Source organism: Rathayibacter sp. VKM Ac-2759, from assembly GCF_009834225.1.
In the GTDB taxonomy this organism is placed as follows: Bacteria; Actinomycetota; Actinomycetes; order Actinomycetales; family Microbacteriaceae; genus Rathayibacter.
Genome location: NZ_CP047176.1, coordinates 1,766,987 through 1,791,768, shown reverse-complemented (window position 1 = coordinate 1,791,768; position 24,782 = coordinate 1,766,987). Strand labels below are relative to the sequence as shown.

Genomic DNA, 24,782 nt, shown 5'->3' with positions numbered 1-24,782 from the left:
TCTCCCCGCGTCGCCGCGCCGGAGCGGTGTCGTCCCGCGCCGGGGTGCGCGAGCGGTCGGGCGGGATGAGCCGACGATGCGCGGCTGCACCGACCCGTCGAGCGGGCGGGGCGTCGGTCAGCGCGCGACCACGTCGAGGACGCGATCGGCGACCGACGACTTGGTGCCGGAAGCCTCGATCACTATATCTCCGGCCCGATCGAGGACCACGACCGTGTTGCTGTCGCTCTGGAAACCCTCGGCCCAGCCCACCCTGTTGAGGACGAGCAGATCGCAGCCCTTGCGGGCGATCTTGGCCCGCCCGAGCTCGAGCATCGCCTCGCGGTCGGGCTCGGTCTCGGCGGCGAAGCCGACGATGAGCTGTCCCTCGGTCCTCGCGGCCGAGATCTCGGCCAGGATGTCGGGGTTCTTGACCAGCTCGAGGACCAGCCGGTCGCCCTGCTGCTCCTTCTTGATCTTCGCCTCGGCGACGCTCGCGGGCCGGTAGTCGGCGACCGCGGCCGCCATGATGACGATGTCGGCGTCCTCCGCGGCGGCGACGACCGCCTCCCGCAGCTCGAGAGCCGTGCCGACCGTGGTCACCTCGACCCCGCGGGGCGCGTCGATGTCGAGGTTCGCGGCGATGACGCTCACCTGCGCGCCGCGGTTCGCGGCCGCGAGGGCGAGGGCCACGCCCTGCCGGCCGCTGGAGCGGTTGCCGACGAAGCGGACCGGGTCGAGCGGCTCGCGGGTGCCGCCGGCGGTGACGAGGACACGCAGGCCCTCGAGGTCGCGGCGGGTGGCCGTGGAGCGGGCGTGCACCGCGAGGGCCTCGGCGACGATGGTCGCGGGCTCCTCCATGCGGCCGGCCCCCGAGTCGGCGCCGGTGAGCTGACCCACCGCGGGGCCGACGACGTGCACTCCCCGCGAGCGGAGGGTCGCCACATTGGCGACGGTGGCCGGGTTCGCCCACATCTCGGTGTGCATCGCCGGGGCGACGACGAGCGGGGCGGTCGAGGCGAGCACCGTGTTGCCGAGGAGGTCGTCGGCGAGGCCGGTCGCGAGCTTCGCCAGGGTGTGCGCGGTCGCCGGGGCGATCACGATGAGGTCGGCCGCCTGGCCGATGGCCACGTGGCGGACCTCGGCGACGCCCTCGTAGAGCTCGGTGTGCACCGCGTTGCGGGAGATCGCCTCGAGGGTCGGCTTGCCCACGAAGCGCAGGGCGGCCTCGGTGGCCACGACGTGGACGTCGTGACCCTCGAGGACCAGGGAGCGCACGACTCCGACGGCCTTGTACGCGGCGATGCCGCCGGTGATGCCGACGACGACGTTCAGCCGCCGCACGTCCTTCCGCGAGGTGCGCACCCGGCCGTGCTACTCGGCCAGCGGGGTCGCGACGAGCTTGTCCTCGTTGATCTCGTGCAGCGCGACCGAGAGCGGCTTGTCGTCGATGGTCGAGTCGACCAGCGGGCCGACGTTGTCGAACAGGCTGCCCTCGTGGAGGTCGGCGTAGTAGTCGTTGATCTGGCGCGCGCGCTTGGAGGCGAAGATGACGAGCGCGTACTTCGAGTCGACCTTCGAGAGCAGCTCGTCGATGGGCGGGTCGATGATGCCGAGGTTGTTGGCCATGGTGTCTCCTTGTGTGGCGCGTGAGCGCTGGTGGCGCATCAGCGCCGATCTGCGGCTCCGGAGCGGCACGACGCGCGGCGACCCGGGCGTGAACCCTGCGGCGGCCGGGGCGTCGGCCCGGAGGTGGTCGGTGGCCCGGGTCTCAGCGTCCCGCGTCGGCGGGCGCGCCGTCGGCACGAGGCGACATCAATTCTACGACCTCGCGGGCCGCTTCGGGCACGGTGCTGTTCACGACGGCGAAATCGAACTCGTCCTGCGCCGCGAGCTCGACGCGGGCGGTGGCGAGTCGGCGCTCCTGCTCCTCCGGGCTCTCGGTGCCCCGGCCGACGAGCCGGCGCACGAGTTCGTCCCAGCTGGGCGGCAGGAGGAAGACGAGCCGGGCGTCGGGCATCCGCTCGCGCACCTGGCGCGCGCCCTGGATGTCGATCTCGAGCATCACCTGGCGCCCCTGCGCGAGGGCGGCGTCGATCGGACCGCGCGGCGTGCCGTAGCGGTAGGCGTTGTGCACGGTGGCGTACTCGAGGAACTCCCCCGCCTCGACCATGCGGTCGAACGCCGCGTCGTCGACGAAGTAGTAGCTGACCCCGTCGATCTCGCCCGGACGCGGCGACCGGGTCGTGGCCGACACGGAGAGCAGCACGTCGGGGTAGTTCTCGCGGATGTAGGTCGAGACGGTGCCCTTGCCGACCGCGGTCGGGCCGGCGAGCACGACGAGGCGGTTGCGCTCGGCGCGGCGCTGGCGCGACTCCCGCTGCTCCAGGAACCCGTGCAGGCCCTCGACCTGGCGACGGCCGAGGCCGCCGAGCCGCTTGGACGGCGCGATCTGCAGCTGCTCCATCACCCGCGGCGTCTTGACGACACCGAGCGCCGGGACGGAGCGCAGCAGCTCGCTGACGCGCATCCGCCCCTCGACTCCGGTCGGATCGGCCTGGGCCGCCGCGAGGACGGCCGTCGCGGCTCGCGCGCCCGAGGCGACGTCCTTCTTCACCTCGGCGCGGGCACGGCGGGCGGCGATCGCCGCGACGGACGCGGCCCGGCGGTCGACCTCGGGCGGGGACGGTCGACGGGAGGCCGGCGCGGAGACGACCGCCTCGACGCTCTGGGCCTCGACGCTCTGGGGGCTGACGGTTTCAGCGGACAAGGGTCTCCTGGATGTGTGTGGCGCGTCGGTCGATCTCGGCGGCGATCCCCTGGGGGCCCGCGCCGAGGACACTGCGCGACTCGCTCACGATCGTCGCCGCGGCCAGCTCGCCGAACAGCCGCGACGCGTCCGCGACCGTCGCACCCTGGTGGCCGAAGCCGGGCGCCAGCACCGGGAGTGCGGGCCGCAGGAGCGAGGCCGTGTCGATGCCGTAGTCGCCGAGGGCGACGGTGGCGCCGAGCACGACGCCGATCGAGCCGATCGACGAGTGCGCGTGTCCCTCGTTCCAGGATGCCACGTCGGCCAGCACGGCGCTGGCCACGCTCGATCCGGCCCGCGGGCCGTGCTGGAGGATCGCGCGCTGGAGCGGCGCCGCCTCCGCGTTGGAGGTCGCGGCGAGGACGAACACGCCCTTGCCGGCCTCCTCGGCGAGAGCGAGCATGCCGTCGAGCGAGCCGACCCCCTGGTACGCCGAGGCCGTCATGGCGTCGGCCTCGAGCGGCGATCCCGGCCGGAGCCACGCCTCGGCGTACGCGGTGACGCTCGTGCCGATGTCGCCGCGCTTGACGTCGGCGATCACCACGAGGCCGGCCGCCCGCGCGTCGGCGAGCACGCGCTCGAGGGCGAGGTAGCCGGCCGCGCCGTGGCGCTCGAAGAACGCCGCCTGCGGCTTGACGATCCCCGCCCGGCCGGCCGCCGCCTCGACGACGGCGCGGCCGAACGACTCGAGTCCGGCCGCGTCGTCCGAGAGTCCCCACGCGTCGAGCAGGAACGCGTGCGGGTCGATCCCCACGCAGAGCTGCCCGTGCGCGTCGAAGGCCTGCTCGAGCCGCGCGCCGAACGAGGTCACGCCGTGCGCTCCGCCCGGCGCAGCGCGTAGTCCTGCAGGCTCGTCACCTCGAACGGCTCGGCGGCCGCGTCGAGCGAGGCCACCGCGGCCGCCAGCTGGGCGATCGTGGTGAACAGCGGCTTGTCGGCGGCGACCGCGGCGGCGCGGATCTCGTAGCCGTCGGCGCGGGAGGCGCCTCCGCTCGGCGTGTTGATCACGACGTCGACCTCGTCGCGGCTCACGAGCTCGACGATCGAGGGAGCGTCGTCGACCGCCTCCTCGCTGTACTTGCGCACCACGCGCGCCTGGATGCCGTTGCGGTTGAGCACCTCCGCGGTGCCCTCGGTCGCCAGGATCTCGAAGCCGAGCTGGCGGAGCCGGAGCGCGGGCAGCACGATCGCGCGCTTGTCGCGGTCGGCGACCGAGATGAACACGGTGCCGCTCGCGGGCATGCCGCCGTAGGCCGCGTCCTGGCTCTTCGCGAACGCCCGCGGGAAGTCGCGGTCGATGCCCATGACCTCACCGGTCGAGCGCATCTCGGGGCCGAGCAGCGAGTCGACGATCTGGCCGTCCTTGGTGCGGAAGCGCTTGAACGGCAGGACCGCCTCCTTCACGGCGATCGGCGAGTCCATCGGCACGTCGGAGCCGTCGCGCTCGGGCAGCAGGCCCTCGGCCTTGAGCTCGGCGATCGTCTCGCCGACCATCAGGCGCGAGGCGGCCTTCGCGAGCGGGATGCCGAGCGCCTTCGACACGAACGGGACGGTGCGCGACGCGCGCGGGTTCGCCTCGAGGACGTAGAGCACGCCCTGGCCGATCGCGAACTGCACGTTGAGCAGACCGCGGACGCCCACTCCCTGCGCGATGGCGAGCGTCGCGTCGCGGACGCGGTCGATCTGCGTCCGGCCGAGCGTCACGGGCGGCAGGGTGCAGGCCGAGTCGCCGGAGTGGATGCCGGCCTCCTCGATGTGCTCCATCACGCCGCCGATGTAGAGCTGCTCGCCGTCGTAGAGCGCGTCGACGTCGATCTCGATCGCGTCGTCGAGGAAGCGGTCGACCAGCAGCGGGTGAGTGGCGTCGATGATGCCCTGGTCGGCCATGCGGTCGAAGTAGTCCTCGAGCTGGTCGGTGCCGTAGACGATCTCCATGCCGCGTCCGCCGAGGACGAACGAGGGGCGCACGAGCACGGGGAAGCCGATGCCGGCGGCGACCTCGAGGGCGCCGGCCAGATCGGTCGCGGTGCCGTTCTTGGGAGCGAGCAGCCCCGCCTCGTCGAGGATCCGCGAGAACGCGCCGCGCTCCTCCGCGAGATCGATCGCCGCGGGAGTGGTGCCCAGGATCGGGACGCCGGCCGCCTCGAGACCGGAGGCGAGGCCGAGGGCGGTCTGGCCGCCCAGCTGCACGACGACACCGACGAGCTCGCCCGACTGCGACTCGGCGTGGATGACCTCGAGCACGTCCTCGAGGGTCAGCGGCTCGAAGTAGAGGCGGTCGGAGGTGTCGTAGTCGGTCGACACCGTCTCGGGGTTGCAGTTGATCATGATCGTCTCGTAGCCCGCGGCCGAGAGCGCGAACGACGCGTGCACGCAGGAGTAGTCGAACTCGACTCCCTGCCCGATGCGGTTGGGGCCCGAGCCCAGGATGACGACCTTGCGGCGGTCGGCCGCGATGACCTCCGTCTCCTCGTCGTACGAGGAGTAGTGGTACGGCGTGAGCGCCGGGAACTCGCCCGCGCAGGTGTCGACGGTCTTGTAGACCGGGCGCACGTCGAGGTCGTAGCGGGTGCGGCGCACCTCGGCCTCGTCGAGCCCGCGCAGCTGAGCGATCTGCACGTCCGAGAAGCCGTGGTCCTTCGCGAGCCGCAGCACGCCCGCGTCGAGCGACGGGTGCTCGCGGACGAGCTCGGCGATCTCGTTTATCAGCACGATCTGGTCGAGGAACCACGGGTCGATCTTGGTCGCCTCGAACGCCTGCTCGACGCTCGCGCCGAGGCGCAGCGCCTGCTGCACGGTCACGATGCGGCCGTCCGTCGGGGTCTTCGCGATCTCGAGCAGCTCGTCGACCGAGCGCGTCTCGGCGCCCCAGTGGAACGAGGAGCCGCGCTTCTCGAGCGAGCGGAGCGCCTTCTGCAGCGCCTGCGCGTAGTTGCGGCCGATCGCCATCGCCTCGCCGACCGACTTCATGGTGGTGGTGAGCGTCGGATCCGCGGCCGGGAACTTCTCGAAGGCGAAGCGGGGCACCTTGACGACCACGTAGTCCAACGTCGGCTCGAAGCTCGCGGGCGTCACCTTGGTGATGTCGTTGGGGATCTCGTCGAGCCGGTAGCCGATGGCGAGCTTCGCGGCGATCTTGGCGATCGGGAAGCCGGTGGCCTTCGACGCCAGCGCCGACGAGCGCGAGACGCGCGGGTTCATCTCGATGACGATGATGCGGCCGTCGGCCGGGTCGACCGCGAACTGGATGTTGCAGCCGCCGGTGTCCACGCCCACATCGCGGATGATGCGGATGCCGATGTCGCGCATCTTCTGGTACTCGCGGTCGGTGAGCGTCAGCGCCGGAGCGACGGTGATCGAGTCGCCCGTGTGGACGCCCACCGGGTCGACGTTCTCGATCGAGCAGACCACGACCACGTTGTCGGCGGTGTCGCGCATCAGCTCGAGCTCGTACTCCTTCCAGCCGAGGATCGACTCCTCGAGGAGCACCTCGGTGGTCGGGCTCTGGTGCAGGCCGTCGCCGACCATCCGCACGAGCTCGTCGCGGGTGTACGCGAAGCCGGAGCCGAGGCCGCCCATCGTGAAGGACGGACGGATGACGAGCGGGTAGCCGAGGTCCTCGGCGTACTCCACCGCCTCCTCCACCGTGTGCGCGATGTACGAGCGGGCGACGCCGGCGCCCGCGTCGAGCACGAGCTGCTTGAAGATCTGGCGGTCCTCACCGCGGTTGATCGCCTCGAAGCTCGCGCCGATCAGCTCGACGTCGTACTTCTCGAGGATCCCGAGGTCGTGCAGCTGGATCGCGGCGTTCAGCGCGGTCTGGCCGCCGAGGGTCGGCAGGATCGCGTCCGGCTTCTCCTTGGCGATGATCGCCTCGATCGCCTTCGGCGTGATCGGCTCGACGTAGGTCGCGTCGGCGAAGTCGGGGTCGGTCATGATCGTCGCCGGGTTCGAGTTGACGAGGATGACGCGCACGCCCTCCTCGCGCAGCACGCGGCAGGCCTGCGTGCCCGAGTAGTCGAACTCGACGGCCTGGCCGATGACGATCGGCCCGGAGCCGATCACGAGGACGCTCTTGATGTCTTCTCTGCGGGGCATCAGTTCTGGTCTCCGGAGTCGATAGCGGTGGAGGTGGGCTCGGCGCCGCCCTGCTCGGCCGTGCGCTGCACGACCATGGCGCGGAACCGGTCGAAGAGGTAGTTGGAGTCGTGCGGGCCGGCCGCCGCCTCCGGGTGGTACTGGACCGAGAAGGCGGGGATGTCGAGGCAGCGCAGGCCCTCGACGACCGAGTCGTTGAGGCTGTAGTGGCTGACCTCGACGCGGCCGAAGCCCTCTGGCGAGTCGAGCTCGCCCTCGATCGGCGCGTCGACCGCGAAGCCGTGGTTCTGCGATGTGATCTCGACGCGGCCGGTGAGCTTGTCGAGCACCGGCTGGTTGATCCCGCGGTGGCCGAAGGGCAGCTTGTAGGTGCCGAAGCCGAGCGCGCGGCCGAGCAGCTGGTTGCCGAAGCAGATGCCGAAGAACGGCAGGTCGGCGCGCAGCGTGGTGCGCAGCAGCTCGACGTGGCGGTCGGACGCCTCCGGGTCGCCCGGCCCGTTCGAGAAGAACAGCGCGGAGGGGTCGAGCGCGAGCACCTGCTCGGCCGTCACCGACTCGGGCAGGACATGCACGTCGAAGCCGCGCTCGGAGAGGTAGTGGACGGTCGAGGTCTTGACGCCGAGGTCGATGACCGCGACGGAGCCGACCCGCTCGCCCTGCGCGGGCACGGTGTACTGCTCGCCGGTCGAGACCGCGGAGGAGAGGTTGAGGCCCTCCATCCGGTCGCCGCCGAGCACCAGCGCGAGCTGCTCGTCGGCGGAGAGGGCGAGGTCCTCCCCCGAGAAGACGCCCGAGCGCATCGAGCCGGCCGAGCGGATGTGGCGGGTGATCGCGCGGGTGTCGACGCCCGAGATGCCCACGATGCCGTCGGCCTCGAGGTCGTCGTCGAGCGAGCGCTGCGCGCGGAAGTTGGAGACGACGCGGGAGGGGTCGCGGACGACGTAGCCGGCGACCCAGATGCGGCGCGACTCCTTGTCCTCGTCGTTGGTCCCGGTGTTGCCGATGTGCGGGGCGGTCTGCACGACGATCTGCCCGGCGTAGGACGGGTCGGTGAGGGTCTCCTGGTAGCCGGTCATGCCGGTCGCGAAGACGATCTCACCGAGCGTGCGGCCGCGCGCGCCGTAGGCCTGACCCGAGAATCGTCGCCCGTCCTCGAGGACGAGGACGGCGGTGGGTTCGGTGCTGAGGCGTGTGGTTGGCACGGACTAGGAGCCCTTCTGGGTCGGGGTGGAGCCGCCGTCGGCGGCGTCGGAGGGGGAGGAGTCGGGGCCGGCGAGCCGGCGGATCTCGGCGACGAGGTGCGAGCGCAGGCGCGGCTCGGCGACGCGGAGGTAGCTGTCGACGGTCTCGTCTCCGCGGGGCGACCACGAGACGACGAGCAGCCCGCCCTCCTCGACGGCGCGGTCGATCACGTAGCTGCCCTCGCCGGCACCGCGCAGGAGCGCGGCCGGGATGACGGTCTCGCGCTCGCCGACGGGGGCGATGACGACCCCGCGCTCGTGCAGGCGCAGCGTCGACCGGCCGCGGAAGCCGAGGCCGGGCAGGACGACGCGCTCGAGCGGCTGCTCGAAGCGGGTGGTCGCCACGTACGGCAGCTCGACCGCCTCGACCTCGGCGCCGAGCGACGCGGAGGGGACGGCCTCCGGGGCGAGGTCGGCCGAGCGGCGGCGGCGCGCGCGCCACGACAGCGCCATGCCCCCGAAGACCAGCACGAGGAAGACGATGAAGACGATCGTGATGGCGGTCCTATCCACGAGCCGACCTCGCCGCCTCGGCGACCGTCGACGCGTCGACCAGCTCGCCGTCGAGCACGGTCGGGAAGCCGCGGTGCAGCGTCGCGACGACGCGGCCCGGCAGCTCGCGGCCGAGATAGGGCGAGTTGACGCTGCGGCCGCGCAGGTGCTCGGTCGAGAAGCGCCGGCGCGCCTCCGGGTCGTAGAGCACGACGTTCGCCGGGGCGCCGGCCACGAGGCCGCGGTCGTAGCCGTCGAGGCGGCCGATGCGGGCGGGGGCGGAGGAGAGCACGCGCGCCACGTCGGCCCACGACAGCCGGCCGTCGTCGACGACCGCGGCGTGCACGACGCTCAGCGCGCTCTCGAGGCCGACCATGCCGAACGCGGCCGCGTCCCACTCGCAGTCCTTGGCCTCGACCGGGTGCGGGGCGTGATCGGTGGCGACGATGTCGATGGTGCCGTCCGCGAGGGCCTCGCGGAGCGCGAGCACGTCCTCATCGCGGCGCAGCGGCGGATTGACCTTGAAGCGGGCGTCGTAGGCAGCGCCGTCTCCGCCGCCGGCGATCAGCTGCTCGCTCAGCAGCAAGTGGTGCGGCGTGACCTCGGCCGTCACATCGATCCCCCGGGCCTTCGCCCAGCGGATCACGTCGACCGAGCCGGCGGTCGAGACGTGGCAGACGTGCAGGCGCGACCCGACGTGCTCGGCGAGGAGCACATCGCGGGCGATGATCGCCTCCTCCGCCACGGCGGGCCAGCCCTGCAGGCCGAGAGCACTCGACACGGCGCCCTCGTTCATCTGCGCGCCGACGGTGAGGCGCGGCTCCTGCGCGTGCTGGGCCACGACTCCGTCGAACGCCTTCACGTACTCGAGCGCGCGGCGCATGAGCAGCGCGTCCGAGACGCACTTCCCGTCGTCCGAGAAGACCCGGACCGCGGCGCGGCTGCGGGCCATCGCGCCGAGCTCGGCGAGCGACTCCCCCGCCAGGCCGACGGTGACGGCGCCGATCGGCCGGACGGTCGCGTACCCCGCGTCCTCGCCGAGGCTCTGCACCTGCTCGACGACGCCGGCCGTGTCCTGCACGGGCGACGTGTTGGCCATCGCGAAGACGGCGGTGAAGCCGCCGGCCGCGGCCGCGCGCGTGCCGGTCAGCACGGTCTCGCTCTGCTCGAAGCCGGGCTCGCGGAGGTGCGTGTGCAGGTCGACGAGACCGGGCAGCGCCAGCAGGCCGTCGGCGTCGATCACGCGGGCGCCGCTCGAGTCGAGGTCGGTGCCGATCTCGACGATCGTGCCGCCGTCGACCAGGATGTCGGCCGTGGACTGGTCGGCGAGCGCAGCTCCCGAGATGAGGATGCGGTTCATCAGTAGACCTCCCGTTCGCCGGACAGCAGCAGGTAGAGCGCGGCCATCCTGACGGAGACCCCGTTCGCGACCTGTTCGAGCACCGTGGAGCGGCTCGAATCGGCGGCGGCCGAGGAGATCTCGACGCCCCTGTTCATGGGTCCGGGGTGCATGACGATGGTATCCGGGCCCAGACGGGCGAGCCGCTCGTCGTCGAGGCCCCAGATGCGCGCGTACTCGCGCCCGTTGGGGAAGAACCCGCTCGACATCCGCTCGAGCTGGATGCGCAGCAGCATGACCACGTCCGGCAGGCCGGTGTCGATCGCGTCGTCGAGGTCGAAGCGGATCGTCGCCGGCCAGTCCCGCGTGTCCACCGGCACCAGGGTGGGCGGCGCGATCAGCGTCACCTCGGCCCCGAGGGTCGTGAGCAGCCAGACGTTCGAGCGGGCGACCCGCGAGTGCAGGATGTCGCCGACGATCGTCACCGCGACTCCGTCGAGCCCCTTGCCGCGCGAGGCCTGCGCGCCGTGCAGGCGCCGGCGGATCGTGAACGCGTCGAGCAGGGCCTGGGTCGGGTGCTCGTGGGTGCCGTCGCCCGCGTTCAGGATCGACGCGTCGATCCAGCCGCTCGCCGCGAGCACGGCGGGCGCTCCGGAGGCGCTGTGCCGGATCACCACGCCGTCGGCGCCCATCGCGGCGAGCGTCTGCGCGGTGTCCTTGAGGCTCTCGCCCTTCGAGACGCTCGAGCCCTTGGCGCTGAAGTTGATGACGTCGGCCGAGAGCCGCTTCGCCGCGGCCTCGAACGAGATGCGGGTGCGGGTCGAGTCCTCGAAGAAGAGGTTGACGACCGTCCTCCCGCGCAGGGTGGGGAGCTTCTTCACCTCGCGGTTCTGCACCTCGGCCATGTCCTCGGCGATGTCGAGCAGCGCGATCGCCTCGGCGCGGCCGAGGTCCCTGGTCGAGAGCAGGTGCTTCACGGGGTGCTCCCGTCCGGCCGGACGGACTCGATGGCCACGAGATCCTCGCCGTCGGTCTCGACGAGGCGGACGTTGATCCGCTCGCTGAGGCTGCTCGGCAGGTTCTTGCCGACGAAGTCCGCGCGGATGGGCAGCTCGCGGTGACCGCGGTCGACGAGCGCGGCGAGCCGGACGGCGCGGGGGCGGCCGATGTCGCTCAGCGCATCGAGGGCGGCGCGGATGGTGCGGCCCGAGAAGAGCACGTCGTCCACGAGGACGACCGTCCGGCCGTCGATGCTCGCCGGGACGGCGGTGCGCGCCGGAGTGCGGACCGGGTGGCGGGAGAGGTCGTCGCGGTGCATCGTCACGTCGAGGGAGCCTGCGAACACCGGCTCGGCACCGGGCTCGATGCGGGCGATCGTCTCGGCGATGCGGCGGGCGAGGACCACGCCGCGCGTCGGGATCCCGAGGATCACCAGCGACTCGGCGCCGCGGTTCGACTCGAGGATCTCGTGGGCGATGCGCGTGAGCGCACGCGTGATGTCAGCGTCGTTGAGCACGATTCGTGCCGTCACACCGACCTCCTTCCCCGCCTCACAGGACGGCTGTTAAAGGAAATGCCTCGTCGAGTATAGGGGAGCCGCGGCGGCCGCCTCCGCTCCTCGGGCGCGGTCCCGCCCTCCGCGCGCGACCACCGTGCCGGGCCGCGGAGCCGCCGACGACCGACGACGCGGGTGTGCCCGGGTTGCCGGAATCGCTTGCTCATCCGGGGTGCGGCCCGCACTATCGGAGGACGAGGTGCCGGCGCGGAGCGCGCTCCGCCCGGCCTCCCGGACCGTTCCCGCGTCCCGCGGATCGGACCGCCCGCTGACGACGGCCGTCATCGCTCCCCCCGGAGCACACCGTCGGCCCGTCGGGACCGGCCCGCACCGGCGCGAGCACGGCGCCGCCTCCTGAGCAGTCACCCGCAGCGGAAGGGATGCCCGCATGACCGGATCGTCGACCGAGGCCGGTCTGACGGCCGACGAGGTCGCGCAGCGGGTCGCGGCGGGCCGCACGAACGCGTTCGTCCCGGACAGCAGCCGGAGCGTGTCGAGCATCCTCCGCGCCAACGTGCTCACGCTCTTCAACGGGATCATCCTGACCTGCTTCCTCGTGCTCGTCGCGATCGGCCGCTGGCAGGATGCGCTGTTCGGCTTCAGCGCGATCGCGAACGCCGTCATCGGGACCGTGCAGGAGTACCGCGCGAAGCGCGCTCTCGACAGGCTGGCGCTGCTGAACGCGCCGAGCGCGCGGGTGCGGCGCGACGGGAGCCCGACGGAGATCGCGATCGCCGATGTCGTCGTCGACGACCTCCTCGTCCTGCGGGCCGGAGACCAGGTGGCGGCCGACGCGGTCGTGGCCGACGCGCGGGCGCTGCAGCTCGACGAGTCGATGCTGACCGGCGAATCCGATCCCGTCGAGAAGCAGCCCGGTGACCGGGTGCTCTCCGGGTCGGTCGTCGTGGCGGGCGAGGGGTCCGCGGTCGTCGACAAGGTCGGTGCCGAGTCGTTCGCCAACACCCTCGCCGCCGATGCGAAGCGCTTCTCCCTCGTCGCGTCCGAGCTGCGCTCCTCGATCGACCGCGTTCTGACCTGGGTCACCTGGATCGTGGGACCCGTCACCCTCCTGGTCCTCAACGCGCAGATGACCGCGCAGGGCGGATGGGCGGAGGCGAGCGCGAGTGGAGCCTGGAGGGAGGCCGCCACGGCGACCATCGCCTCGGTCGTGGCGATGGTCCCGCTCGGCCTGGTGCTGATGACGAGCATCACCTTCGCGGTCGGTGCGGTGAAGCTCGCGCGGCAGCAGGTGCTGGTGCAGGAGCTTCCCGCCGTCGAGGGCCTCGCGAGGGTGGACATCATCTGCCTCGACAAGACCGGGACGCTCACGCAGGGCGACATCGTCTTCGACGCCGTGCACCCGCTCGCTCCGGTGCCGGGCTGGGAGCGCGTGCTGGCCTGGTACGGCGTGCAGAGCGACGCCAACGCGACCGCCAGGAGTCTCGCCGGCCGCTTCACCGGGATGCCCGACGAGGAGCCGCGCGACCGGGTGCCCTTCTCCTCCGCCCGCAAGTGGAGCGCCGTGGTCTTCGACGACGGGATGTGGATCCTCGGGGGCCCGGAGATGGTCTTCCGGGCGGGGGCGCAGGACGGCGCGGAGCGGGGCGGGCTCGCCGCGCGCGCGGCCGACCTCGCCGCGACGGGCCGGCGGACCCTCGTGCTCGCCCACGGATCACCCACCGCCGACGAGACCGTCCCCGGGGACGCCGTCCCGGTCGCGCTCCTGACGTTCCGTGAGAACATCCGGCCGGACGCGGCGGAGACGCTCGCGTACTTCGCGTCGCAAGGCGTCGCCGTGCGCATCGTGTCCGGCGACAATCCGCAGACCGTCGCGGCGATCGCCCGCGATGTGGGCCTGGACGCGCCGACCGGCTTCGACGCCCGCGACCTGCCGGAGGGCGACGCCGATCTGCTGCGCGTCCTCGAGGACCACATCGTCTTCGGCCGCGTCACGCCGGATCAGAAGCGCAGGATCGTGGTGACCCTCAAGTCGGCCGGCCACACCGTCGCGATGACCGGCGACGGCGTGAACGACGCCCTCGCCATCAAGGAGGCCGACATCGGCGTGGCCATGAACTCCGGCGCCGCCGCGACGAAGGCCGTCGCCCGGCTGGTGCTGCTCGACGGGCGGTTCTCGCACCTGCCCGCCGTCGTCGCGGAGGGCCGGCAGGTGATCGCGAACATCGAGCGCGTCTCGATGCTCTTCCTGACCAAGACCGCCTACGCGACCTTCCTCGCGATCACCTTCGGGATCCTGCTGCTGCCCTTCCCGTTCCTCCCCCGGCAGCTGTCGGTGACCGACGGGCTGACCATCGGACTCCCCGCGTTCTTCCTCGCTCTGCTGCCGAACGCGCAGCGCTACGTGCCCGGGTTCCTCCGCCGCTCGCTGACCTTCGCCGTGCCGGCGGGTCTCTCGGTGACGCTCGGGATCGCCGCCTACTCGCGCCTCGCGGCCGATCTCGGGATCCCCGAGCCCGAGATCCGGAGCGGGTCCACGCTCATCCTGACCGTGATCGGCCTCTGGATCCTGGTGGTGCTCTCGCGCCCCGTCACGCGCTTCAAGGGCCTCGTGATCGGCACGATGATGGTCGGTCTCGTGCTCGTCTACACCGTGCCGCTCAGCCGGGACTTCCTGCAGCTCGTCGATCCCACGCTGCCCACCGCCGCCCTGGTGCTCGGCGCCTCCCTGGCGTCGATCGCGCTCATCGAGGTCGTCCGCTTCGCGCACCGGCGCGTCACCCGCCGCGACACCGAGGCGGCGGCTCAGCGGAGGAAGTAGCGACGCCCGCGACCGATCCGGAGCGGCGCGACGACCGCCAGCACCGCGATCGACTGGATCACCACGCCGGACCAGTCGCCGTCGCCCGCCGTCAGAGCATCGGCCAGCATCAGCGCGAGGCCGAGCAGCATGACGGCCGTGGCACTCGTCCGTGCGGCGCGGCTCCCCCGCGCCACGCCCGAGGCGAGGGCGATCACGAACAGCCCGAACAGGATCATCCCCGCACCGAGCAGGGTCACCACGGTGCCGAGGCCGTCGGCGGAGGCACCGGGTGTGTAGCGGAGGAAGATCGTCCCGATGCCGAGCGCGATCTGCGCCAGGCCGCCGAGGTACATCAGCACGACGGCGAAGGTGACCCCCGGCGGCCGGCGGCCGGGCGCCGGGGAGAGAGCGGAGTCGCCCTCCGTCGGCGGGTCTCCGCGCGGGCCGGTCGGACCCGACGCGTGTGGGCCGGACATCGCACCCTCCCTCCGCGCGGCGGTCGCGGCTCTGGGCGAGCCGGCGCCACCGCTGACGGTACGCGCGAGACGGCGCCGGCGCACGTCCCCTCTCGAGGACACCGGGCGCCGATCCGGTCGGAGGTGCTCCCCCGCCGCCCGGTCATCCGCGTGAGGTGGCGCCTCCTGCACGAACGCGGCCCGAGCGCGACTCTCGTCGCAGACCGGGCCGCTCGAGGTCACGCCGTCGCGCGCGACTCCACGACCGAGGCCAGCAGTCCGTTGATGAAGCCGGCGGAGTCGTCGGTCGAGAGGACCGTGGCCGCCTCCACCGCCTCCGAGATCGCGACACCGTCGGGGACCGCGTCGTTGTAGAGGATCTCCCACACGCCGATCCGGAGGATCGCGCGGTCGACCATCGGCATGCGCGAGAGGGTCCAGCCCTTCGCCAGCTCGGCGATCAGCGCGTCGATCTCGTCGTGGTGGTCGATGACGCCGTCGACGATCTCGCGGGCGTACAGCCAGGAGGCCTCGCGCGCCGGCTCGTGGGCGGCGCGCTCGGCCTCGGCCCGCAGCGACTGGTCGAACGGGATCTGCCGGACGTCGGCGTTGTAGATGATGTCGAGGGCGCGCTTGCGCGCCTTCGTGCGAGCACTCACGGGCGGGCCGGCTCAGCTGACGCGGCCGAGGTAGTCACCCGTGCGGGTGTCGACCTTGACCTTCGTGCCCAGCTCGAGGAACAGCGGGACCTGGATCTGGTAGCCGGTCTCGACGGTGGCGGGCTTGGTGCCACCGGTGGAGCGGTCGCCCTGCAGGCCCGGCTCGGTGTAGGTGATCTCGAGCACCACGGAGGCAGGGAGGTCGATGTAGATCGGGTCGCCCTCGTGCAGCGCGAGCGTCACGTTCTGGTTCTCGAGCATGAAGTTGGCGGCGTCGCCCACGACGGCCTCGGGAACGGTGATCTGGTCGTAGTCGCTGGTGTCCATGAAGACGAAGTCGGCGCCGTCGCGGTAGAGGTACTGGAAGTCGCGGCGGTCGACGTTGGCGGTCTCGATCTTCGCGCCCGCGTTGAAGGTCTTGTCGACGACCTTGCCGGTGAGCACGTTCTTCATCTTGGTGCGGACGAACGCGCCGCCCTTGCCCGGCTTCACGTGCTGGAAGTCGATGACGTTCCAGAGCTGACCGTCGATGTTGAGGACGGTGCCGTTCTTGATGTCGGTGGTAGAGGCCATGCGAAGGGGGATCCGTTTCGGTGGAAGTCTGCTGCCGCGTCGCCCGACTCCGGGGCACGGCGATATCGGCCGGTACGGCCAACCCGTCGAGTGTAGTCGACGCGCGCCTCGAAGCCGAGGGGCGAGCGCCCGCCCCAGCCTGGACGCCGCGTCCGAATGCCTTGACCCCCGGTGCCTCCCGCGAGACGGTGGAGGATCAGGAACGAGAAGGAGAGACACCATGGGCATCCCCTCGGACCCCGGATTCTCGGGCGCTTTCGGCGTCCTCGCGACGATCGTTCCGCTGGTCGTCGTCGCCGTCGTCGTGATCATCGCGGTGATCGTCGTGGCCAACATCCGCCGCGCGAAGAAGCTCGGAGTGAACCCGCTCACGCTGCAGACCGACGTCGCCGCCCGCTTCGCGAAGGACGGCCTGGGCGGTCAGCGCCCGCTGGCCGAGCGCCTCGCCGAGCTCGAGGGCCTGCGCGCCGCGGGCACCATCACCGAGGCGGAGTACACCGCCGCCCGGACCTCGGCCCTGGGCGGCGGCGCCTAGGCGCTGCTACGCGCCGATCTCCTGGTACGCCGCGAACAGCAGCGAGGTCTCGGGTCCCTGCAGGATGCTCGGTCGCGCCAGATCGTCGAGCACGACGAAGCGCAGGATGCCCGCGCGCGACTTCTTGTCGCGCTGCATCGAGGCCAGCAGGGTCTCCCACCGGCCGAGCGGGTAGCTCGTGGGCAGCGTCAGCGACTCGAGCACACTGCGGTGCCGGTCGACGACGGCGTCGCTCAGGGTGCCGGTCAGTCGCGACAGCTCGGCGGCGAACACCATGCCGACCGACACCGCCGCTCCGTGCCGCCACTGGTAGCGCTCGGCGTGCTCGATCGCGTGGCCGAGGGTGTGCCCGTAGTTCAGGATCTCGCGGACGCCCTGCTCGGTGAAGTCCTCCCCGACGACCCGCGCCTTGATGCCGATCGACAGCTCGACCAGGCGCCGGAACTCCTCCGAGGTCGGGTCGGTCGCGAGGTCGACGTCGGACTCGATGATGTCGAGGATCTCGGGCTCGGCGATGAAGCCGTACTTCACGATCTCGCCGAAGCCGGCCAGGATCTCGTTGCGCGGCAGGCTCGTGAGCACGTCGAGGTCGGCGACCACCGCGCGGGGCGCGTGGAACGCTCCGACGAGGTTCTTGCCCTCGGCCGTGTTGATGCCGGTCTTGCCGCCGATCGCCGCGTCGACCATGCCGAGCACCGTCGTCGGCACCTGCACGAGGTCGACGCCGCGGAGCCAGGTGGCCGCCACGAAGCCGGCGAGATCGGTGATCGACCCGCCGCCGAAGCCGACCACGACGTCGGTGCGGGTGAAGTCGGACTGCCCCATCACCTGCCAGCAGAAGGCGGCGACCTCGACGCGCTTGGCCGGCTCCGCGTCGGGGACCTCGGCGAGGAGCACCTCGTAGCGCTCGAGGAGGCTCTCGCGCATCTCGGCGGCCAGCACCGCGAGGGTCGGCGGGTGCACGATCAGCACTTTGGCGGCGCGGGGTCCGATCGCATCGGCGAGGCCGTCGAGGAGCCCGCGGCCGACGGTGATGTCGTAGCCGTTGTTCCCGGGGACGGTGAGGGCGGTGGTGCCGTCGGTCATGACTGTCTTCCACTCGGGCGGCCGGTCGCGGCCGCCGGTTCTGTCGGTGCGGGTCCGCCGGCGGCGGTCGCGTCGTCGGTGCGGTCTGCCGGCGCCTCGCGGCCCTCGCGCAGCCAGTCGGCGATCTCGGCCGCGATCAGGGTGATCGGCCGGCGCGAGGTGTCGACGGTGTGATCGGCCAGGGCCTCGTAGATCGGCCGCCGGGCCTCGTGGATCCGCGTCCAGTCGGCCACTCCCCCGCGCACCAGCGGGCGGACGCCCGAGCCCAGGCGCGAGGCGACGGCCTCGGCCGTGGTCGTGAGGAGGACGACGGGGACGCCGGCGAGGTCGGCCCGGGTGTCCGGATCGAGCACTGCGCCGCCGCCGAGGCTCAGCACTACGTCGCGCCGCACCTGGTGCTCGACGATCGAGCGCTCCTCGCGGCGGAACGCGGCCTCGCCGTGCAGATCGAAGTACGCCGCGATCGGCCCGTGCCGGCGGATGAACTCGGCGTCGGAGTCGACGAACCGGGCCGCCAGGGACTTCGCGACCCGCTTGCCGATCGTCGTCTTGCCGGCGCCCATCGGCCCGATGAAGACGACGCGCGCGCGGGTCGCGCCGGTATCGTGACCCGCCATCAGCGGGCCGTCGCCCGGGAGTCGGCGGGCATCACGCGAGACCGAGGGCCGGATCGCTCGCGGGCAGGGTGCGCAGCTCCTCCGGGATGGCGGCGAGGTAGCCCTGGAGGTTGCGGCGGGTCTCGGTGACGCTGTCGCCGCCGAACTTCTCGAGCACGGCGTTCGCGAGCACGAGGGCGACCATGGCCTCGGCGACGACGCCGGAGGCGGGGACGGCGCAGACGTCGGAGCGCTGGTGGTGCGCCCCCGCCGCCTCGCCGGTCGACACGTCGACGGTGCGGAGCGCGTGCGGAACGGTCGCGATCGGCTTCATGCCGGCGCGGACCCGCAGCACGGTGCCGGTGCTCATCCCGCCCTCGGTGCCGCCCGCGCGGTCGCTCGAGCGGCCGATGCCTCCGGTCGCCTGGAACAGCTCGTCGTGCGCCTCCGACCCTCGGCGGGTGGTGGTGAGGAAGCCGTCGCCGACCTCGACGCCCTTGATCGCCTGGATGCCCATCAGCGCCGCCGCGAGCTGCGCGTCGAGCCGGCGGTCCCAGTGCACGTACGAGCCGAGCCCGGGCGGGAGGTCGTAGGCGAGCACCTCGACCACGCCGCCGAGAGTGTCGCCGTCGTCGTGCGCCCGGTCGACCTCGGCGACCATCAGCGCGCTCGTGGCGGGGTCGTGGCAGCGCAGCGGATCGGCGTCGAGCGCGTCGACGTCGGCGAGGGTGGGCAGCGCCGAGCCCTCCGGGACGCGGACGGGGCCGATGGCGAGGGTGTGGCTGACGAGCGTGATGCCGAGCTCGCCGAGGAAGCGGCGGGCCACGGCTCCGAGCGCGACCCGGGCGGCCGTCTCGCGCGCGGAGGCGCGCTCGAGGACGTTGCGCGACTCCGGGAAGCCGTACTTCTGCATGCCGACCAGGTCGGCGTGGCCCGGGCGCGGGCGGGTCAGCGCGGCGCCGCGGCCCTTGGGCAGGGTCTCGGGGTCGCGCGGCTCGGCCGACATCACGTCGACCCAGCGCGGCCACTCCGTGTTGCCGATGCGCAGCGCGATGGGGCTGCCCATCGTCGCGCCGTGGCGGATGCCGGAGGACACCGCCAGCTCGTCCTGCTCGAAGTTCATCCGCGCCCCGCGGCCGTAGCCGAGCTTGCGGCGGGCGAGATCCGCCCGGATGTCGTCGAGGGAGACGGGGACGCCTGCGGGGAGTCCTTCGAGGACGGCGACGAGTTCGGGACCGTGGGATTCCCCGGCCGTGAGCCAACGGAGCATCCCACGATTCTCGCACATGCGCGCCGGGGGCCTTCGCTCAGGGGGCGGGATCGGCCGGGACCGCTGTGCGCATCGCCGCGAGCACCGCGTCCTCCTGCGGAAGCGGCACGGCCGGGTCTCCCCCGACGAAGATCCGCACCTGCACGAGCGCCTGGTGCAGCAGCATGCCGAACCCCGACACCACCGGTGAGCCGGCCGCACGCCAGCGCAGCGCCAGTGCGCTGGGCCACGGCGAGTACGCCACATCGAAGAGCGTCGAGGAGCCGGCGACCGCGTCGGGCACCTCGAGCGCGTCGGCCGCTCCCCCGGGCAGCGTCGAGACGACGAGCGGATGCGGCTCGCCGCGCCCCCACTCGGCGAACGAGCGGACGTCGAGGGCGACGCCGAGGGCCGTCGCGACGGGCTCGAGCGCCGCCGCCTTCTCCGGTGAGCGCAGCGTCGCGGTGACGCGCGAGGCCCCGAGCTCCGCGGCCGCGGCGATCGCGGAGGCGGCGGTCGCGCCTCCGCCGAGCACGTCGACCCGCTCGGCCGAGGTGACGCCCGCCTCCGCGAGGGCGCGGACGATGCCCGCGACGTCGGTGTTGAAGCCGCGCAGCCGCTCCCCCTCGACGAGCACCGTATTGACGGCGCCCGTCGCCCGGGCCACCAGGTCCTCCTCGGCGAGCAGCGGCCGGACGGCGTGCTTGAGCGGCATCGTGAGCGACAGCCCGCGCCAGCGCTCGCTGCCGATCACCTCCGCGAGCGTCGCCTCCGTCGCCTCGACGGCGGTGTAGCTCCACTCGAGCCCGAGCACGCCGTAGGCCGCCGCGTGCAGAGCCGGCGACTTCGAGTGCGCGATGGGCGACCCGAGGACCGCCAGGCGGGTGGTCACTGGTACTCCGGGTGGTCCCGCATCCAGGCCTGCCACTGCGCGACGGCGGCGTTGTGCTCGGCGTCGGTCGTCGAGTAGACGGTCTCGCCGGTCTCGAGGTTCACGGTGACGAAGTACAGCCAGGTGCCGTCGGCGGGGTGCAGCACCGCGTCGATGGCGACGTCGCCCGGGTTCGAGATCGGGGCCGGAGGCAGACCGTCGCGCTGGTAGGTGTTGTAGACGTTGTTCGCGTCGTTCCGCTCGGCGTCGGTCGTCGTGACCCGGTCGGTCGCGCCCGTGCCGTAGGCGACGGTCGCGTCCGACTGCAGGCGCCAGCCCTGGTCGAGGCGGTTCTGGAACACGCGCGCGACCTTCGGGAAGTCCTCCGCGACGCGGGCCTCCCGCTGCACGAGCGAGGCGAACACCACGGTGCGGTAGCGCTGGTCGACGGGCACTCCCGCCGCATCCAGCGACTGGTACATCCGGTCGACGAGCGTCTGCAGGATGTCGTGGGCCGAGGTGCTCGGATCGATGTCGTAGGTCGCCGGGAACAGGAATCCCTCGAGGCTGGTCGCCTCGGCGGGGAGGCCGAACGACCCCCAGTCGGCGGCGGCGGCCTGCAGATCGGCGAGCGGCACTCCGGAGCCGTCGGCGATCAGCGGCAGCGCGGCCGCGAGAGCCGTCCCCTCCGGGATCACGAACGTGTTGGCCAGTCTCGTGGCCTCGGGGTCGAGCAGCGCCGACAGCGCCGCCTTCGCGCTCATCTCGGCCTTCAGCGAGTAGGCGCCCGGCTGGAAGACGGGCTCGGGGCTCTGCGAGACCAGCAGCTCGTAGAAGGGCGTGTACGACTTGATCACGCCGTCCGAGACCAGGTTGGTCGCGATGTCGCTCCCGGCGTCGCCCTGGTGGATCGTGAAGACGACCTCGCTGGTGCCGGTCCCGGTGTAGTCGGTGGGCTCCGGCTCCGCGAACAGCGCGCGCACGGGCTCGATGAAGATGGTGACCGCGACCGCGACCAGCGCGACGAACACGCCGAACGCGAGGAGCCCGCCGATCAGACCGCGGTGGTTGCGCTGCCTGCGCTGACGCGGACGGCGCTTGGGAGCCGTGGCGGCCTCGGGGTGCGCGGCCGCGACGGTCTCGCCGCGGTCGCGGGGAGCCGGCACCTCGGGGCCCGAGAAGAGCCGGCCGAGCGGGTCGTGCGCGGGAGCGCCGTCACTCGAAGCGGAGGCGTTCTCCTGGGGCGGCGGACTCTGCTGATCGGCCTCGGCTGCGCGGGCGGCGCGGCGGCTCGGGGGGACGTCGGTCACGGGTTGGTCGTCCTTCGTTCGTCTCGAGCGCGCTGCCCGCCGGGGTACCGGAGGAGCGCTCGGAATCGATGGCGTGCTGCAGGATCACCACGGCGGCGATCTGGTCGATCACAGTGCGGGAGCCGCGGGTGCTGCGGCCGGAGAGGTGCAGCGCACCCTGCGCCGACACGGTCGAGAGCCGCTCGTCGACGAGGCGCACCGGAGCGGAGGGGACGGCCGCGGCCACCCGGGACGCGAACGAGCGCGCGTCGTCGGTCGAGGCGGTCTCGCCGCCCGACAGGGAGAGGGGCAGGCCGACGACGATCCCCCGGGCCGCGTACTCGCCGGCGATCGCCGCGATGCGGGCGATGTCGGAGTCGTCGCTCGCGCGCGCGACGGTCTCGACCGGCACCGCGAGCAGGCCGTCGGCGTCCGAGCGCGCGACCCCGATGCGGGCGCGACCCACATCGATGCCGAGCCGGACGCCGAACCGCTCCATTCAGCTGGTCGCTTCCGTGACGACCGCGTCGAGTGCCGCGCCGATCGCCGAGACGTCCGAGCCGCCGCCCTGCGCGAGGTCGTCCTTGCCGCCCCCGCCGCCCCCGAGGATCCCGGCCGCGCGGCGGGCGAGCACGCCGGCCTTGCGGCCGAGGTCGCGGGCCGCCTGGTTCGTGGCGACGATGACGGCCGGCTTGCCCGACACGTCGGCGGCGAGAGCGACGACCGCCGCCTCCTGGCCGAGGCGCTCGCGCACGGAGGTGACCAGCGAGCGCAGCTCGTCGGTGGAGCCCGCGGTGCCGATGTTCTCGGCCACGACGGTGACGCCTCCGATCGTGCGGCGGTTCGCCGCGATCGCGGGGACGCGGTCGGCGAGGGCGCGCGCCTCGAAGGCGGCGATCCTCTTCTCGGCGGCCTTGAGGCTCGCGACGAGCTCGGAGATGCGCTCGGGCAGCTGCTCGCGCGGCGTCTTGAGCGAGGCCGAGATCGTGCCGACCAGGGCGCGCTCGGCGGCGAGGTCCTTGAACGCCTCGCGGCCGACCAGCGACTCGACGCGGCGGTTCGTGGATCCGACCGACGACTCGCTGACCAGGCTGATCAGGCCCACCTCGGCGGAGCTGCCGACGTGGGTTCCGGCGCAGAGCTCGCGCGACCAGGGTCCGCCGATGTCGACGACGCGCACGACGTCGCCGTACTTCTCGCCGAACAGGGCCATCGCGCCGAGCGCCTTCGCCTCGTCGAGCGGGAGCTCGCGGGTGACCACCTCGAGGTTGTCGCGGATCGCGGTGTTGGCGATGTCCTCGATCTCGCTGCGGGTCTCGAGCGAGAGCGCCTGGTTCCACGAGAAGTCGAGTCGCAGGTAGCCGGCCTTGTTGTAGGAGCCCGACTGGTGCGCCTGCGGGCCGAGGACCTGGCGGAGCGCCGCGTGGATCAGGTGCGTGCCCGAGTGGGCCTGCGTGGCGCCGCGGCGCCAGTCGCGGTCGACGACGGAGGTGGCGGCGTCGCCGACGCCCACCTCGCCGCTCGCGACCTGGACGGTGTGGCTGATGAGCCCCTTCACGGGCTTCTGCACGTCGAGGACCTCGAGGTCGAAGCCGGAGCCGATGATGCGGCCGGCGTCCGCCTCCTGACCGCCGGACTCGGCGTAGAGCGAGGTGGCCTCGAGGACGACCTCGGCGATGTCGCCGGCGACGGCCTTCGTGACGACGTGGCCGCCCACGATCAGGCCGACGATGCGCGACTCGGTCTCGAGGACGTCGTAGCCGGTGAACAGGGTCTCGCCGCGGGCGCGGAAGTCGGCGTAGACCGAGAGGTCGGCGAGGGCCGACTTCTTCGACTTCGCGTCGGCCTTCGCCCGGGTGCGCTGAGCGGTCATCAGGGAGTCGAACGCCTCGCGATCGACGCTGAGCCCCGACTCCTCGGCGATCTCGAGGGTCAGGTCGATCGGGAACCCGAAGGTGTCGTGCAGGAGGAACGCCGTGTCGCCGGGCAGCGTCGTGGCCTCGGCCTTCCTGGTCTTCAGCACCGCGAGGTCGAGGATCTCGGTGCCGGCCGCGAGAGTGCGCAGGAACGCCTCCTCCTCGCCGAAGGCACTGGTCGACAGGCGCTCGTACTCGTCCCGCACCTCGGGGTAGGCGGCGGACATCGCGTCGCGGGAGGCCGCGAACAGCTCGGGGAACGTGGCGGTGTCGACTCCGAGCAGGCGCATCGCGCGCACCGTGCGGCGCATGAGGCGGCGGAGGATGTAGCCGCGGCCCTCGTTCGACGGCGTCACGCCGTCGGAGAGCAGCATCAGCGAGGAGCGGACGTGGTCGGCGATGACGCGCATGCGCACGTCGTCCTCGTGCACGGCGCCGTAGCGGCGGCCCGAGAGCTCGGCCGCTCGGTCGAGGACCGGGCGCACCTGGTCGATCTCGTACATGTTCTCGACGCCCTGCTTGAGGAACGCGACGCGCTCCAGGCCCATGCCGGTGTCGATGTTCTTGCGCGGCAGCTCGCCGAGGATGTCGAAGTCGACCTTGCTCGTGCCCTCTCCGCGCAGGTACTGCATGAAGACGAGGTTCCAGATCTCGACGTAGCGGTCGTCGTCGGTGGCGGGGCCGCCGTCGATGCCGTACGCGGGTCCGCGGTCGAAGAAGATCTCGGAGCAGGGCCCGGCGGGGCCGGGCTGTCCGGTGGACCAGTAGTTGGTGTCCTTGTCGAGGCGCTGGATGCGCTCGTCGGGCAGGCCCGCGATCTTCTTCCAGAGCGCGATCGCCTCGTCGTCGTCCTTGTAGACGGTGACCCAGAGGTCCTTCTCGTCGAAGCCGAGGCCGCCCTCGCTCTCGAGGCCGGTGAGGAGCTCCCAGGCGTACCCGATCGCCCCCTCCTTGAAGTAGTCGCCGAACGAGAAGTTGCCGTTCATCTGGAAGAACGTGCCGTGCCGCGGGGTCTTGCCGACCTCTTCGATGTCGTTCGTGCGGATGCACTTCTGCACGCTCGTCGCGCGCGGGAACGGCGCGGGGACGACTCCGGTCAGGTATGGCACGAACGGCACCATGCCGGCGACGGTGAAGAGGAGGCTCGGGTCCTCGCTCACGAGGGAGGCGGAGGGGACCACGGTGTGCCCCCGGCCTCCGAAGAAGTCGAGCCAGCGGTTGCGGATGTCAGCGGTCTGCATGGGTTCCGTTACGGTTCGGTCGGTGATCGACGCGGATG

At 72.4% G+C, this 24,782-nt stretch carries 21 protein-coding genes and 1 pseudogene; 2 read left to right on the top strand and 20 right to left on the bottom strand.

Annotated features, from left to right (window positions below):
* Nucleotides 1-117: 117 nt before the first annotated feature.
* The 10 genes from coaBC to pyrR form a co-directional block, all read right to left on the bottom strand.
* Nucleotides 118-1,314: a bifunctional phosphopantothenoylcysteine decarboxylase/phosphopantothenate--cysteine ligase CoaBC gene (gene coaBC, locus GSU68_RS08240; protein WP_159910200.1), complete on the bottom strand. Its 1,197-nt coding sequence runs from the start codon at nt 1,312-1,314 to the stop codon at nt 118-120.
* 39 nt (nt 1,315-1,353) lie between these two features.
* Complete coding sequence (rpoZ, locus tag GSU68_RS08235) at nt 1,354-1,608, bottom strand: DNA-directed RNA polymerase subunit omega (RefSeq protein ID WP_056042902.1); 255 nt, start codon at nt 1,606-1,608, stop codon at nt 1,354-1,356.
* Between the two features lie 142 nt (nt 1,609-1,750).
* Entirely contained in the window at nt 1,751-2,749 is a 999-nt protein-coding gene (gmk, locus tag GSU68_RS08230) for a guanylate kinase (RefSeq protein ID WP_279631063.1), read from the bottom strand.
* Entirely contained in the window at nt 2,739-3,599 is an 861-nt protein-coding gene (gene pyrF, locus GSU68_RS08225) for an orotidine-5'-phosphate decarboxylase (RefSeq protein ID WP_159907167.1), read from the bottom strand. Before pyrF ends, gmk begins: the two co-directional genes overlap by 11 nt.
* The gene (carB, locus tag GSU68_RS08220) at nt 3,596-6,886 is read right to left on the bottom strand and encodes a carbamoyl-phosphate synthase large subunit (RefSeq protein ID WP_159907165.1); all 3,291 of its coding nucleotides are present in this window, start codon (nt 6,884-6,886) and stop codon (nt 3,596-3,598) included. Before carB ends, pyrF begins: the two co-directional genes overlap by 4 nt.
* Nucleotides 6,886-8,088, bottom strand: coding sequence for a glutamine-hydrolyzing carbamoyl-phosphate synthase small subunit (gene carA, locus GSU68_RS08215; protein ID WP_159907163.1), 1,203 nt, complete (start codon nt 8,086-8,088; stop codon nt 6,886-6,888). The genes carB and carA overlap by 1 nt, the downstream gene beginning before the upstream one ends.
* Before the next feature lie 3 nt (nt 8,089-8,091).
* A complete protein-coding gene (locus tag GSU68_RS08210) occupies nt 8,092-8,640 on the bottom strand; it encodes a hypothetical protein (RefSeq protein ID WP_159907161.1) in 549 nt (182 codons plus the stop codon).
* Nucleotides 8,633-9,979 (bottom strand): dihydroorotase, encoded by a 1,347-nt coding sequence (locus tag GSU68_RS08205; RefSeq protein ID WP_208544669.1) that lies wholly within the window; start codon nt 9,977-9,979, stop codon nt 8,633-8,635. The genes GSU68_RS08210 and GSU68_RS08205 overlap by 8 nt, the downstream gene beginning before the upstream one ends.
* Complete coding sequence (locus GSU68_RS08200) at nt 9,979-10,935, bottom strand: aspartate carbamoyltransferase catalytic subunit (RefSeq protein WP_159907159.1); 957 nt, start codon at nt 10,933-10,935, stop codon at nt 9,979-9,981. The genes GSU68_RS08205 and GSU68_RS08200 overlap by 1 nt, the downstream gene beginning before the upstream one ends.
* Nucleotides 10,932-11,489 (bottom strand): bifunctional pyr operon transcriptional regulator/uracil phosphoribosyltransferase PyrR, encoded by a 558-nt coding sequence (pyrR, locus tag GSU68_RS08195; protein WP_159907157.1) that lies wholly within the window; start codon nt 11,487-11,489, stop codon nt 10,932-10,934. Before pyrR ends, GSU68_RS08200 begins: the two co-directional genes overlap by 4 nt.
* 412 nt (nt 11,490-11,901) lie before the next feature.
* Here pyrR and GSU68_RS08190 point away from each other — a divergent pair, with 412 nt between their 5' ends.
* On the top strand, nt 11,902-14,292 hold the full coding sequence (locus tag GSU68_RS08190) for an HAD-IC family P-type ATPase (RefSeq protein WP_159907155.1): 2,391 nt from the start codon (nt 11,902-11,904) through the stop codon (nt 14,290-14,292).
* Here the strand turns inward: GSU68_RS08190 and GSU68_RS08185 are convergent.
* From GSU68_RS08185 to efp, 3 genes are all read right to left on the bottom strand, one after another.
* Nucleotides 14,277-14,750, bottom strand: a complete 474-nt coding sequence (locus tag GSU68_RS08185; protein WP_244259435.1) for a hypothetical protein — start codon at nt 14,748-14,750, stop codon at nt 14,277-14,279. The genes GSU68_RS08190 and GSU68_RS08185 overlap by 16 nt on opposite strands.
* A gap of 218 nt (nt 14,751-14,968) precedes the next feature.
* A complete protein-coding gene (gene nusB / locus GSU68_RS08180; protein WP_159907153.1) occupies nt 14,969-15,388 on the bottom strand; it encodes a transcription antitermination factor NusB in 420 nt (139 codons plus the stop codon).
* Between the two features lie 12 nt (nt 15,389-15,400).
* The gene (gene efp / locus GSU68_RS08175; RefSeq protein WP_056042923.1) at nt 15,401-15,961 is read right to left on the bottom strand and encodes an elongation factor P; all 561 of its coding nucleotides are present in this window, start codon (nt 15,959-15,961) and stop codon (nt 15,401-15,403) included.
* A gap of 220 nt (nt 15,962-16,181) precedes the next feature.
* On the opposite strand from efp, the gene GSU68_RS08170 reads away from it, so the two are divergent.
* Nucleotides 16,182-16,496: an SHOCT domain-containing protein gene (locus tag GSU68_RS08170; protein WP_159907151.1), complete on the top strand. Its 315-nt coding sequence runs from the start codon at nt 16,182-16,184 to the stop codon at nt 16,494-16,496.
* 6 nt (nt 16,497-16,502) lie between these two features.
* Here the strand turns inward: GSU68_RS08170 and aroB are convergent, their stop codons facing one another.
* The 7 genes and pseudogenes from aroB to alaS form a co-directional block, all read right to left on the bottom strand.
* Nucleotides 16,503-17,582: a 3-dehydroquinate synthase gene (gene aroB, locus GSU68_RS08165; protein ID WP_159907149.1), complete on the bottom strand. Its 1,080-nt coding sequence runs from the start codon at nt 17,580-17,582 to the stop codon at nt 16,503-16,505.
* A complete protein-coding gene (locus GSU68_RS08160; RefSeq protein ID WP_159907147.1) occupies nt 17,579-18,199 on the bottom strand; it encodes a shikimate kinase in 621 nt (206 codons plus the stop codon). The genes aroB and GSU68_RS08160 overlap by 4 nt, the downstream gene beginning before the upstream one ends.
* Nucleotides 18,200-18,230: 31 nt before the next feature.
* Nucleotides 18,231-19,448, bottom strand: coding sequence for a chorismate synthase (gene aroC / locus GSU68_RS08155; RefSeq protein WP_159907145.1), 1,218 nt, complete (start codon nt 19,446-19,448; stop codon nt 18,231-18,233).
* Nucleotides 19,449-19,485: 37 nt separating this feature from the next.
* Nucleotides 19,486-20,319 carry a shikimate dehydrogenase gene (locus GSU68_RS08150; protein ID WP_244259434.1) on the bottom strand — a complete coding sequence of 278 codons (834 nt, stop codon included), beginning with the start codon at nt 20,317-20,319 and terminating at the stop codon, nt 19,486-19,488.
* The gene (gene mltG, locus GSU68_RS08145) at nt 20,316-21,608 is read right to left on the bottom strand and encodes an endolytic transglycosylase MltG (RefSeq protein WP_208544668.1); all 1,293 of its coding nucleotides are present in this window, start codon (nt 21,606-21,608) and stop codon (nt 20,316-20,318) included. Before mltG ends, GSU68_RS08150 begins: the two co-directional genes overlap by 4 nt.
* A 25-nt stretch (nt 21,609-21,633) precedes the next feature.
* A pseudogene (gene ruvX, locus GSU68_RS08140) lies at nt 21,634-22,086 on the bottom strand (Holliday junction resolvase RuvX); the annotation flags it as partial.
* Nucleotides 22,087-24,744, bottom strand: a complete 2,658-nt coding sequence (gene alaS, locus GSU68_RS08135; RefSeq protein ID WP_159907141.1) for an alanine--tRNA ligase — start codon at nt 24,742-24,744, stop codon at nt 22,087-22,089.
* Nucleotides 24,745-24,782: the final 38 nt, after the last annotated feature.